This is a genomic window from Mesorhizobium sp. M0037, from assembly GCF_040323635.1.
GTDB lineage: Bacteria > Pseudomonadota > Alphaproteobacteria > Rhizobiales > Rhizobiaceae > Mesorhizobium.
Genome location: NZ_JAMYVB010000007.1, coordinates 88,864 through 101,067 on the forward strand (window position 1 = coordinate 88,864; position 12,204 = coordinate 101,067).

Sequence of the window (12,204 nt, forward strand, 5' to 3'; positions counted from 1 at the left end):
CATAGCACATCAAACGGTGGTTCAAATAACGAACCGTTTGGAAGCGACAAAAAACACCAGCAAGTTTCGCGGCGACATCAATCTCGATGCGCCGCGCCGTGCGCGGGGTAATGCTGCGCGGCAACACCTATCAACAGGTGGATCAACTCGGCGGCGCTGCGCCTAGCCGGCGTGTCGGCCCAAACGCCTGATCCTGGCCGGCGCGGAAGCTTCAACTCTGCCCCAGCTGCGCGCGGCGCCAGGCGGCGGGCGCCTGGCCAACCCGCTCCCGGAAGAAGCGTGAGAAATAGGCCGGATCTTCGAAGCCGATTTCGTAGGCGATGTCCTCGACGGTGCGCACGGTGAACAGCAGCAAGCGCTTGGCCTCCAGCAACCGTCGCTCCCCCATGAGTCGCTTGACGCCGCTGCCAAGCACCGTATGGGCGGCCTTGTCGAGAAGATGCGGTGTCGTGGCCAGCGCCCCGGCGTAGCGGTCGACGGGCCAGTTGTCGCGGAAATGCGCATCGACCAGGCGGCGCAAGCCGCGCGCCAATGCAGCATCGGAAGAGCCAGTGGCATCCATTACCTCGGGACCAAGGCGCGCGATGTGCGAGAGCGCGACGGCAATCAGCGCCGGCAGGGTCTTGTCACTCCCGGCCTGCGCCTCGGCATATTCCGTGGCGATCATCTCCAGCACCGCCGCAAGCCTTTTCCACGCGACGTGCTGAGGAAGGCTATCGGCAAAGACCGGCCGGTCCAATGGCAGCAGGCTGTGAGCGGCTATTGCCGCAAGCGCATCATCGGCGACCGAAACGACGATGGCGTCGGTGCCGGGCCCGATCGAGAAGCCATGCACGATGGTGCTCGGCACGAAGCTGACGGCCGGTGCCGAAAAGTCCCAGGATTGGTCTTCGATGCGGTAGGTGCCGGAGCCGCTGGTCCAGTAGGTGATCTGGCCCATTTGCGGATGCTTGTGCGCGGCAACCTGGCCGAGATGAATATTGCCGCGCGCAAGCACCGTCTCGACATGCAGGAAGCCGACATCGAGCGGCCGCACCGGCTCGCCATAGACAAAGAAATCAGGAATGGAATTGAGGCTCATAGCGCCGGAAAAAGTCCAATCGGTTTTGCCGTTACGTCCTAACCGATCCTTGCCAGGAGCGCTAGAGTTGATGCCATAAGTGGAGGAACATCATGCGATCGGAAGACTTTCGTGCCGACAATGGGCGCCCGTTCACCGGGGCCGAGTATATGGGGAGCCTGCGCGACGGCCGCGAGGTCTACATCAACGGCGAGCGCATTGCCGATGTCACCACCCATCCGGCCATGCGCAATTCGGCGCGGTCGCTGGCGCGCCTCTATGATGCGCTGCACGATCCCAAGCGGCAGGGCACGCTGACCTCGCCTACCGATACCGGTTCGGGCGGCTACACCCACAAATATTTCCGCGTCGCCAAATCCTCCGGCGAACTCGCGGCCCAGCAGACCGCGATCGCCGAATGGTCACGCATGTCCTATGGCTGGATGGGCCGCACGCCCGATTACAAGGCGGCACTGATGAACACGCTCGGCGCCAATGCCGACTGGTACGGCCCGTTCAAGGACAATGCGCTCGCCTGGCACAAGCGTGCGCAGGAAGCCGTGCTGTTCATGAACCACGCCATCGTCAACCCGCCGATCGACCGCCACAAGCCGGCCGAACAGGTGAAGGATGTCTTCGTCCACATCACCAAGGAGACCGACGCCGGCATCTATGTCTCCGGCGCCAAGGTGGTGGCGACGTCCTCGGCGCTGACCCACTACAATTTCCTGGCGCAGAGTTCGGCGACGGTCACCGAAGATCCGTCGCTGTCGGTCATGTTCATCGTGCCGATGAATGCACCGGGGGTAAAGATGTTCTGCCGCGTCTCCTATGAGCAGACGGCCAACACGGCGGCGGCTCCGTTCGACTATCCGTTGTCGTCGCGCTTCGACGAGAACGATGCCATTCTGGTGCTCGACAATGTCTTCATCCCCTGGGAGGACGTGCTGGTGCTGCGCGACGCGCAGAAAATCCTGTCCTTCCATCCGGCTTCGGGCTTCATGCATGGCTATTGCTTCCAGGGCTGCACACGCTTTGCCGTCAAGCTCGACTTCCTCGCCGGCCTGCTGGCAAAGGCGCTGCGCGCCACCGGCGGCGATGCCTTCCGCGGCAACCAGGCGGCGCTGGGCGAGGTGATCGCGCTCAGGCACATGTTCTGGAGTTTCTCCAACGCCATGGCTTATAATCCGATCCCCTGGGCGAATGGCGCTGTCCTGCCCAACCTGGAAGCAGCCCTTGCCTACCGGACTTTCATGTCGGAAGCCTATCCGCGCGTCATCGACACGGTGCGCCGGGTGATCGCTTCTGGGTTGATCTACCTGCCGTCATCAGTGCGCGACTTCAACAATCCCGAGATCGACAAATACCTCGCGCAATATGTGCGCGGTTCCAACGACATGGGCCATGTCGAGCGCATCAAGATCATGAAACTGTTGTGGGACGCGACCGGCACCGAGTTCGGCGGCCGCCACGCGCTCTACGAACTCAACTATGCCGGTGCGCCGGAAGAGGTGCGGCTGCAGGTGCTGAAGGGCGCCGAACGCGGCGGCCGGCTGAAGGCCATGGAAGAACTGGTCGATACCTGCATGGCCGACTATGACGAGAATGGCTGGACGGGAGATACCTGGCTCAATCCGCTCGCTTCATCGGCTGGGTGATGTCAGATGGCCACGCAGATTTCGAAGGCCGATTTCCGCGACGCCATGGCAAGGGTCTGCGCGCCGGTCAACATCGTCACGACAGATGGCCCGGCCGGGCGCGGCGGCTTCACCGCCACCGCCATGTGCAGTGTGTCGGACGAACCTCCGACACTGCTGGTGTGCATGAACGGACGCTCGGCGCAGGCGGCCATGTTCCTCGCCAACCGGCGCTTCTGCGTCAACGTGCTGACGCATGACCATATGCACCTGGCCGGCAAGTTCGCCGGCGCGACCAGGGACATGGAGGCACGCTATTCGGCGGCGCGCTGGCAAACGCTGACCTCGGGGACGCCGGCGCTGTCCGATGCGATCGTCAATTTCGATTGCGAGATCGAGGATGTGCACATCGTCGGCACGCATAATGTCATGATCGGCCGCGTTATCGACGTCAGGCACGGCAGCGGCGGCTCGGCCTTGCTCTATGTCGACCGCAATTACACGCAGCCGACGCGGCTTGGCAGCTTTGGCGGCTGAGCCGCAGCAATCAGCTCTCGCCGGCGATCAGGCTCTCCAGCAGATCGAGCAATTGCTCGAGCCTCTCATGTCCGAAGCGCTGTTCGATGTCGCGGTAGATGACGAGGCGTTCCGGCGACAAGGCATCGATCAGGGCGGAACCCGCCGGGGCGATCGTCAGCACGACACGGCGGCCATCGCCTTCCGCCTTGTTGCGGGTGATGAATTTTCGGCCCTCGAGCGTCTTGATGATGCGTGTCAGGCTGGGCGGCAGCACCGAAGCGCGATCGGCAAGTTCCGTCGCCTCGACAGGGCCGGCCTCGCTCAGAACGCGCAGCACGCGCCATTGCTGTTCGGTCACATCATGCGCCGCCAGCATTGGACGAAACCGCGCCATCACCACTTCGCGGGCATGGAGCAGCGCCATCGGCAGAGAACGACGGGTGTTTTCAGGCAGCAAGAAGCAGCGTCCCCAATGATGCGGGCGGTCGGCGGGACCGCACGCCAAAACCTGACCTTTCCATCCCGTATCGTCGCCTCAACTTGGATGCAAGGCTTGACTTCAGTGATGCTGCATGTAATTAACGCGTTAACTACAGCAGTGGAACAATCCGGGGAACGAGACGCGGTGCCTCACTTTTCCATCGAGTATTCGGCCAACCTCGATGCCAAGGTCGACATGAGCGAATTGTGCGCGCTGGTGTTGCGCACCGTGCTCGGCACCGGGCTGTTTGAAACCGGCGCGGTGCGGGTGCGGGCCTTCCGCGCGGAGGCCTATGCGATCGCCGACAGCTTACCGGAAAACGCCTTTCTCGACATGTCGTTTCGCATTGGAACCGGCCGCAGTGCCGAGGACAAGAAACGAACCGGGGAGGCGGTCTTCTCCGCCGTGAGCGAATACCTCGCCCCCCTGTTCGAGACCCCGCATTTCGCTCTTTCCCTGGAGATCAGGGAAATCGATCCGGTCCTGAGCTGGAAGAAAAATGCAATCCACCCGCGACTGCGCGGCAAGTGACGGAAGCTGATATGTCCGACCTCGAAGGCAATCTGAAAAAGGCCGAGGCCTATCTGGCCCGTTTCAAGCGCGACGGCGTGCTGAACCAGATCGGCGGCGAAGCGGTGCCGGCAGTGGATGGCTCGACCTTCGAGACCATGTCGCCGGTCGATCTCAAGCCGCTGGCCAAGGTCGCGCGTGGCAGTGCCGCCGATATCGACTGCGCCGCCAAGGCGGCAAAGGCGGCGTTCCCGGCCTGGGCCGCCATGCCGGGCGACGGGCGCAAGAAGCTGCTGCACAAGATAGCCGATGCGATCGAAGCGCGCGCCGAGGAGATCGCCTTCGTCGAGTGCATGGACACCGGCCAGGCGCTGAAATTCATGGCCAAGGCCGCGCTGCGCGGCGCCGAGAATTTCCGCTTCTTCGCCGACCGCGCGCCGGAAGCGCGCGACGGCGAGACGCTGCGCACGACAGGCCAGGTCAACATCACCACGCGCGTGCCGATCGGCCCGGTCGGCATCATCACGCCGTGGAACACGCCGTTCATGCTGTCGACATGGAAGATCGCGCCGGCGCTGGCGGCAGGCTGCACCGTCGTCCACAAGCCGGCCGAATTTTCGCCGCTGACCGCTCGCCTGCTGGTAGAGATCGCCGAGGAGGCCGGCCTGCCGAAAGGCGTGTGGAACCTGGTCTTCGGCCTCGGCGAGCACGCCGGCAAGGCGCTGACCGAGCACCCTGACATCAAGGCGATCGGTTTTGTCGGTGAGAGCCGCACCGGCTCGATGATCATGAAACAAGGCGCCGATACGCTGAAGCGCGTGCATTTCGAACTGGGCGGGAAGAACCCGGTGATCGTCTTCGCCGACGCCGATCTCGAACGTGCGGCGGATGCGGCCGTGTTCATGATCTACTCGCTCAACGGCGAACGCTGCACCTCATCGTCGCGGCTTCTGGTCGAAGCATCGGTCTACGACACATTCACGGATCTGGTTGCGGAGAAGGCAAAGCGCATCAAGGTTGGCCATCCGCTCGATCCCAAAACGGTGGTTGGTCCGCTGATCCATCCGGTGCACGAGGAAAAGGTGCTTTCCTATATCGAGATCGGCAAATCGGAAGGCGCGGTGGTAGCCGCCGGCGGCGGCAAGTTCGCCGGTCCGGGCGGTGGCTGCTATGTCAGCCCGACGCTGTTTACCGGCGCCACCAACAGGATGCGCATTGCCCAGGAAGAGATTTTCGGGCCGGTGCTGACTGCCATTTCCTTCAAGGACGAGGCCGAAGCGCTGGCGCTGGCCAACGACACCCAATACGGCCTGACCGGCTATCTCTGGACGTCGGATGTTACCCGCGCCTTCCGCTTCACCGATGCGCTGGACGCCGGCATGATCTGGGTCAATTCGGAGAATGTGCGGCATTTGCCGACGCCGTTTGGCGGCGTCAAGAATTCCGGCATCGGCCGCGACGGCGGCGACCATTCCTTCGATTTCTACATGGAGACGAAGAACATCGCCTTCCCCACTTCAGCGCACGCGATCCAGAAACTCGGCGGCTGACCGGAGGACATCGCATGCCACTGCCCAAACCAAACCTCTATCCCGCCTTCAACATCGTGCGCCTCAGCCATGTCGAACTGGCGGTCACCGACCTTGCGAAATCCCGCGCCTTCTATGTCGACACGCTCGGCCTGCAAGTTACCGACGAGACATCGGACGCCATCTATCTAAGGGCCCTGGAAGAGCGCGGACACCACTGCATCGTGCTGAAGAGGGCCGGCAGTGCCGAAGCACGCGATCTCGGCTTCAAGGTTTTCTCGGATGAGGATCTCGACAAGGCCGAGCACTTCTTCAAGGCAGAAGGCCTGCCGGTCCAGTGGGTCGAGCGACCGTACCAGTCGCGCACCTTCCGCACCCGCGACCCGCACGGCATTCCGCTCGAGTTCTTTGCCCAAATGGAAAGGCTGCCGCCGATTCATCAGAAATATGCGCTCTACAAGGGCGTGAAGCCGCTGCGCATCGACCACTTCAACTGCTTCTCGCCCAATGTCGACGAGTCCGTCGCCTTCTACAACGAGCTTGGCTTCCGCGTCACCGAATACACCGAGGATGCCAGTAGCGGAAAGCTGTGGGCGGCCTGGACGCACCGCAAGGGCGGCGTCCACGACATCGCCTTCACCAACGGTGTGGGTCCGCGCCTGCATCACGTCGCCTTTTGGGTGCCGACACCGCTCAACATCATCGACCTGCTCGACCTGATGGCGACGACCGGTTACCTCGCAAACATCGAGCGCGGCCCAGGCCGGCACGGCATTTCCAACGCCTTCTTCCTCTATGTTCGCGATCCCGACAATCACCGCATCGAGATCTACTGCTCGGACTACCAGACGGTGGATCCGGATCTGGAGCCGATCAAGTGGGACCTCAAGGACCCGCAGCGCCAGACGCTGTGGGGCGCGCCCGCCCCGAAAAGCTGGTTCGAGGAGGGCAGCACCTTTGCCGGCGCGGCCGCACGCCAACCGGATTTGACGGCATCGCCGATCATCGCACCGTGACCACAGACGCGAACCTGACGGAGACCGGGATGACTGCACATGGGCGGCTCGCCACCTTCACCGTCGGCGGCAACACGCGCTATGGCGTGGTCACAGATAAGGGCGTCGTCGACCTGTCGGCGCGGCACAGCCAGTGGCCGACGCTGCGCGAAGTGATCGAGGCCGGCGTGCTACGGCGGCTGGCGGAAGAGGCCGAAGCCTACGCCGTCGATTTTCCAGTCGGCGCCATCGCTTATGAAATCCCTGTGCCGTCGCCGGAAAAGATCATCTGCGTCGGCGTCAACTACCCGGACCGCAACGAAGAGTACAAGGACGGCCAGGCCGCGCCTTCCAACCCATCGCTGTTCATCCGCTTCCCCCGCTCCTTCGTCGGCCACGACGCGCCGCTGGTGCGGCCGCCGGAATCGCCGCAGCTGGACTATGAGGGCGAGATCGTCATCGTCATCGGCAAGGGTGGACGACGCATCGCCGAGAGGGATGCGCTTGACCATATCGCGGCACTATCCCTGTGCAACGAAGGCACCATTCGCGATTGGGTACGGCACGCCAAGTTCAACGTCACGCAGGGCAAGAATTTCGACCGCACCGGCTCGCTCGGTCCGTGGCTGGTGCCGTTCACCGACGAGGCGCAGATTGCCGACATCGCGCTGACCACCCGCGTCAATGGCGAATTGCGCCAGCAGGACCGCACCAGCCGGATGATCTTCTCGTTCCGCAAGATCATCTCCTATGTCTCCACCTTCACCACGCTGGTGCCAGGCGATTTCATCGTCACCGGTACGCCGACCGGCGCCGGCGCCCGCTTCGACCCGCCGATCTGGCTGAAGCCGGGCGACGTGATCGAAGTCGAAGCCGACGGCATCGGCGTGCTCCGCAACGGCGTCGTCGACGAGGTAGCATCGTGACCCCCGAGCAAGCTGAAGATGCCGCGGCAAGGCTGTTCGAAGCCGAGCGTTCGCGCCGCCAGATCCGTCTGCTCAGCCTCGATTTTCCCGACGCGACGATAGAGGATGCCTATCGCGTCCAGGCAGCGCTGGTGAAACGCAAGACCGATGCCGGGCTGACCCCGAAGGGCTGGAAGATCGGCCTGACATCGAAGGCGATGCAATATGCGCTCGCCATCGACACGCCGGATTCGGGCGTGCTGTTCGACGACATGTTCTTCAACGACGGCGCGACGATACCCGTCGGCCGCTTCATCCAGCCGCGCGTCGAGGCCGAGATAGCCTTCGTCATGGAGGCGCCGCTGAGGGGCCCAGGCGTGACCATCTTCGACGTGCTCAACGCCACCGATTATATCACGCCGGCGCTCGAAATCCTCGACACGCGCATCGAACGCGTCAATGCCGAGACAAAGAAGGCGCGCACTTTCTTCGATACGATTTCCGACAACGCCGCCAATGCCGGCATTGTCATCGGCGGCCGGCCGCAACGACCCGATGAAGCCGATATGCGCTGGATCGGCGCCATCGTCTCGCGCAATGCGGAGGTCGAGGAGACCGGGCTTGGCGCCGGCGTGCTCAACCATCCGGCGATGGGCATTGCCTGGCTGGCGGACAGGCTCGCCCGCTACGGCATGTCCATCGCGGCCGGCGAGGTGGTGCTGTCCGGATCGTTTGTGCGCCCGGTCGAGGCGCGGCCCGGCGATACCATCGTCGCCGACTTCGGCAGCTCGGGAACGGTCAGTATCCATTTCGCCAAGAGCTGACGGCTCTCATCGGCTCGTCAGTTGGGCTGTTCGCCGCGCAGGTAGTCAATCACCACATCGGCTGCGATGGTCGACATCCGCAAGCCGACATCCCTGGTGATGTCGCCTTCGACGCGGCTTTGCACCCAGCCAAGAAACGCGAAGGCACGCAAGGCGGCGAATAGAGGCAATGCGGCGATGTCCTGCGGGATCAGCGCACGCTCTTCCTGGTAGCCGTCAAGCAAAGCGGTTTCGATCAGCGGGTAGATCGCCTCCTCGCGGTTCTGGTAGAGGGCGACGGCAAGGTCGTACATGTGCCAGCCATGGCCGCAATCGTCGAAATCGATGATGCGCACCGCGCTGTCATGGATGAGCACATTTTCGCGCACCAGATCGGCGTGGATGATGCCGAAATTGCGCGCGCTGCGCTCATGTTCCGACAGCGCCTTCACTGCCTTGTCGCGCGCCTGCAAGACCAGCGCGCGGCGAGGACCATCGAGAAAGGGCGAGGTCTCGAACCGGCCCCAGACCGGGTTCGCACCGAAGAAGCCGTCGAAGTCCCAGGCATGGCGGACGAAGCCCGCGGGCGGCGTCCACGAGGCAGTGACATTGTGCATATGGGCGATGGTCCGCCCGATCGCCGTGAAGATCTGGACCGACTGGTCGGGCGTGTAGACCAGTGGCACGCCGCGTGCGCCCACGGCGCGCCCCTCCAGCCAACTCAGGCAATCGGCCTGCCGGGGCTGCGCCGAGGTGGCCGTGCTGACAAGCACGAACGGATCGCCGGCCTGTGTTGCGACGCAAGACGGCGTGGCGACGCCGGCGGATTGCAGGAAGCCCATCCATTGCAGTTCCGAACGCAGCGCGGCGTCCGTGTGGTAGCCGAGCCGGTGGATGCGCATGGCTGCCGGCTGGCCGTCCGGCAGCCGCACGCGGAAGACGGCGTTCTCGCGGTGCTTCAGAAGTTCCGGCTCAGAATTGCGGGCGCCCCAATGTTCGAGCGCACGCTTGGCGAGCTCCGTGACATCGGCTGCCGTTTCGGGCTCGGATTGGGTGCAAACAGAATTCACGCCGGCACTCCGCCGACTTCACCCAGCACCTCGTCCAGCAGGCCGATCAGGAAATCGGCATTGTCGCGCGAGAACGGCATGGGCGGGCGGATCTTGAGCACATTGCCGTGGATGCCGGTCTTGCCCATCAGCACGCCGCGATGACGCATGCGGTTGGCGACCTGCTCGGCAATGTCGGGCGCCGGTTCGCGCGTGTCGCGGTCGTCGACCAGTTCGGCGCCGAAGAACAGTCCGGCGCCCCTGACCTCGCCGATGCACTCATGCCGGTCGGCCAGCGGGCGCAGCAGGCCGAGCGCATAGGCGCCGACGTCTTGCGCGTTGGCGACAAGGTTTTCCTGTTCGATGACGTCGAGGACGGCATTGGCGACCGCGCAGGAGACCGGGTTGCCGCCAAAGGTGTTGAAGTAGCGGAAAGCGTCGCGGAAGGTCGCCAGTATCTCCTTGGTGGTGACCACGGCCGCGATCGGATGGCCATTGCCCATCGGCTTGCCCATGGTGACGATGTCGGGGACGAAGCCGGCGCGCTGATGGCCCCAGAAATGGCTGCCGGTGCGGCCGAAGCCGGGCTGCACTTCGTCGGCGATGACCAGACCACCGGCTTCGCGCATGGCCCCCAAGGCGTCGTCGAAAAATCCGGTGGGCAGAGCCGGGAAACCTTCATTGGCGAGTTGCGGACACAAGATGATGCCAGACAGGCCAATGCCGTCCTGTGCCAGCGAAGCGATCGCTTGACGCACGGCGTCGCCGAAGGCCTTGCCATTGGCCATCGCATCGGGATGGCGATAGCTGTCGGGGGCCGGCACCAGCCTGACATGGGGGGCGCGGCCGCGGATCGGAGGCATGCGCGTGCTGAGCTGCGAAACCGCCGCCGTGTTGCCATGATAGGTGGCGTCGGTGGCGATGATGCCCATATTGCCGGAGGCGGCCTGCGCCATGCGCAGCGCTATGTCGTTGGCCTCGCTGCCGGTACAGGTCAGGATTGCGGTGGCGAGGCTTGCATCGAAGGTCGCCGTCAGCCGCTCGACATAGTCGAGAATTGCGGTGTGCAGATAGCGTGTGTGGGTGTTGAGCAGGCTTGCCTGACGGCACAAGGCCTCGACCACATGCGGGTGGCAATGGCCGACATGGGCGACGTTGTTGTAGGCATCGAGATACTTGCGGCCGTCGGCATCGTAGAGCCAGACGCCTTCGCCGCGCACCAGGTGCACGGGCTCGTCGTAGAACAATTGCGATTTCGCGCCGAGCAGGCGGGCACGCCGCTTGACGAGCGCTTCCTCGCTCGGGTTCTTCTCAGATTGGGTCATTGCGTACCAAACTCCATTGCGTCAGCGGGTCTATCAGGCCCTCGACAGACCTGCATCGATGGCCTCGCCGATCTTTGCCACGTCGGCGGCGCCGATGATCAGCGGCGGCGACAGGATGATGTTGTTGCCGGACACGCGCAGCATGACGCCGGCGTCATAAGTGGCTTCCGAAACCACGGCCATGGTCTTCTTGTCCACCGGCTTTTTCGTCGTGCGATCGGAGACCAGCTCTAGCGCAGCCATCAGGCCCTTGTACCTGATGTCGCCGACGATCGCGTGCTTGGCTTTTAGCCCCTCCAGCGTCGCCGCGAGCTCGATGCCGCGCGCGGCTGCGTTCTCGTCCAGGCGAAGCCGCTTGGTCTCGGCAAGTGCAGCCAGCCCTGCCGCGCAGCCGACAGGATGGCCGGAATAGGTATAGCCATGACCGATCGCCCCGAAGCTGGTCTTGTCGGCCTCGAAGACGTCGGCCACCTTGGCGCCGATCAAGGTGGCGCCGAGCGGGAAATAGCCCGAGGTGATCGCCTTGGCGATGGTCATAAAATCCGGCTTCACGCCGGATAGCCGCGAACCCGACCAGGCGCCGGTGCGACCGAAGCCCGTGACCACCTCGTCGGCGATCAGCAGGATTTCGTGGCGGTCGCATATCTCGCGGACCAGCGGCATGAAGCTGTCATGCGGAACGATGACGCCGCCGGCGCCGAGAACCGGCTCCATGATGAAGGCGGCAATGGTGTCGCCGCCCTGGAAGGCGATCTCGTCCTCCAGCGCTTTGGCGCACAGTTTGGCCAGCCGCGCCGGATCGGTCTCATCGAACGGATTGCGGAAGGTCCAGGGTGCGGGAATGTGGAAGACGCCGGGCATAAGCGGCTCATAGTTGCGGCGGAAATTGGCGTTGCCGTTGACTGACGCGCCACCGAAATGGGTACCGTGATAGCCCTTCTTCAGCGCGAGGAATTTTGTCCGGTCGCCCTGGCCGCGGATCTTCCAGTATTGGCGGGCGAGCCGCAGTGCGGTTTCGACCGAATCCGAGCCGCCCGAGGTGAAGAAGGTCCGCACCATGCCTTCCGGTTCGAACCATTCGCTGAGTTCGTAAGCGAGCTCGATCGACGGGCCGGTCGACGTGCCGCGAAACCCGGAATAGTAGGGCAGGGCGCTGAGCTGGTCGGCGATGGCCTTCTTGATCGGGTCGCAGGAGTAGCCGAGATTGACGTTCCACAGGCCGCCAACCGCATCGAGCACGGTGTTGCCGTTGATGTCGGTGACCATCACGCCTTCGCCTTTCATGATCACCTTTGGCGGGTTGGCCCGCATCTCGGCCGGGTGTGCCATCGGATGCCAGATCGGCTTGGCGTTTTTCTCGGTGAGGAAATTGATGTCGCGCATCGCAAGGC

12 protein-coding genes are annotated in these 12,204 nt (G+C 63.7%); 7 read left to right on the forward strand and 5 right to left on the reverse strand.

Going from position 1 to position 12,204, the window contains the following annotated elements:
- Nucleotides 1–211: 211 nt before the first annotated feature.
- Nucleotides 212–1,081, reverse strand: a complete 870-nt coding sequence (locus NKJ78_RS13270; protein ID WP_023738345.1) for a helix-turn-helix domain-containing protein — start codon at nucleotides 1,079–1,081, stop codon at nucleotides 212–214.
- Nucleotides 1,082–1,173: 92 nt separating this feature from the next.
- Between NKJ78_RS13270 and NKJ78_RS13275 the strand changes: the two genes are divergently transcribed.
- Together NKJ78_RS13275 and NKJ78_RS13280 are read left to right on the forward strand one after the other, a co-directional pair.
- Nucleotides 1,174–2,718, forward strand: a complete 1,545-nt coding sequence (locus tag NKJ78_RS13275) for a 4-hydroxyphenylacetate 3-hydroxylase N-terminal domain-containing protein (protein ID WP_352460186.1) — start codon at nucleotides 1,174–1,176, stop codon at nucleotides 2,716–2,718.
- 6 nt (nucleotides 2,719–2,724) lie between these two features.
- Entirely contained in the window at nucleotides 2,725–3,234 is a 510-nt protein-coding gene (locus NKJ78_RS13280; protein WP_023682716.1) for a flavin reductase, read from the forward strand.
- A gap of 10 nt (nucleotides 3,235–3,244) precedes the next feature.
- Here the strand turns inward: NKJ78_RS13280 and hpaR are convergent, their stop codons facing one another.
- Nucleotides 3,245–3,640: a homoprotocatechuate degradation operon regulator HpaR gene (gene hpaR, locus NKJ78_RS13285; protein WP_023704722.1), complete on the reverse strand. Its 396-nt coding sequence runs from the start codon at nucleotides 3,638–3,640 to the stop codon at nucleotides 3,245–3,247.
- A gap of 201 nt (nucleotides 3,641–3,841) precedes the next feature.
- On the opposite strand from hpaR, the gene NKJ78_RS13290 reads away from it, so the two are divergent.
- Genes NKJ78_RS13290 through hpaH form a run of 5 tightly spaced genes read left to right on the forward strand, consistent with a single transcriptional unit; the run spans nucleotide 3,842 to nucleotide 8,460 of the window.
- Nucleotides 3,842–4,228, forward strand: a complete 387-nt coding sequence (locus tag NKJ78_RS13290; RefSeq protein ID WP_023818594.1) for a 5-carboxymethyl-2-hydroxymuconate Delta-isomerase — start codon at nucleotides 3,842–3,844, stop codon at nucleotides 4,226–4,228.
- An 11-nt stretch (nucleotides 4,229–4,239) separates the two neighbouring features.
- The gene (gene hpaE, locus NKJ78_RS13295; RefSeq protein WP_352460185.1) at nucleotides 4,240–5,757 is read left to right on the forward strand and encodes a 5-carboxymethyl-2-hydroxymuconate semialdehyde dehydrogenase; all 1,518 of its coding nucleotides are present in this window, start codon (nucleotides 4,240–4,242) and stop codon (nucleotides 5,755–5,757) included.
- 14 nt (nucleotides 5,758–5,771) lie between these two features.
- Nucleotides 5,772–6,752 carry a 3,4-dihydroxyphenylacetate 2,3-dioxygenase gene (gene hpaD, locus NKJ78_RS13300; RefSeq protein ID WP_352460184.1) on the forward strand — a complete coding sequence of 327 codons (981 nt, stop codon included), beginning with the start codon at nucleotides 5,772–5,774 and terminating at the stop codon, nucleotides 6,750–6,752.
- Nucleotides 6,753–6,781: 29 nt separating this feature from the next.
- A complete protein-coding gene (locus tag NKJ78_RS13305; RefSeq protein ID WP_023682711.1) occupies nucleotides 6,782–7,657 on the forward strand; it encodes a fumarylacetoacetate hydrolase family protein in 876 nt (291 codons plus the stop codon).
- A complete protein-coding gene (gene hpaH, locus NKJ78_RS13310) occupies nucleotides 7,651–8,460 on the forward strand; it encodes a 2-oxo-hept-4-ene-1,7-dioate hydratase (RefSeq protein ID WP_352460203.1) in 810 nt (269 codons plus the stop codon). The genes NKJ78_RS13305 and hpaH overlap by 7 nt, the downstream gene beginning before the upstream one ends.
- Nucleotides 8,461–8,477: 17 nt before the next feature.
- On the opposite strand, the gene NKJ78_RS13315 is transcribed toward hpaH, so the two are convergent.
- The 3 genes from NKJ78_RS13315 to NKJ78_RS13325 are packed head-to-tail and all read right to left on the reverse strand — an operon-like array spanning nucleotide 8,478 to nucleotide 12,196.
- Nucleotides 8,478–9,509: a phosphotransferase enzyme family protein gene (locus NKJ78_RS13315; RefSeq protein WP_023682709.1), complete on the reverse strand. Its 1,032-nt coding sequence runs from the start codon at nucleotides 9,507–9,509 to the stop codon at nucleotides 8,478–8,480.
- On the reverse strand, nucleotides 9,506–10,813 hold the full coding sequence (locus NKJ78_RS13320; protein WP_352460183.1) for an aminotransferase class III-fold pyridoxal phosphate-dependent enzyme: 1,308 nt from the start codon (nucleotides 10,811–10,813) through the stop codon (nucleotides 9,506–9,508). The genes NKJ78_RS13315 and NKJ78_RS13320 overlap by 4 nt, the downstream gene beginning before the upstream one ends.
- A 33-nt stretch (nucleotides 10,814–10,846) precedes the next feature.
- On the reverse strand, nucleotides 10,847–12,196 hold the full coding sequence (locus NKJ78_RS13325; RefSeq protein ID WP_352460182.1) for an aminotransferase class III-fold pyridoxal phosphate-dependent enzyme: 1,350 nt from the start codon (nucleotides 12,194–12,196) through the stop codon (nucleotides 10,847–10,849).
- Nucleotides 12,197–12,204: the final 8 nt, after the last annotated feature.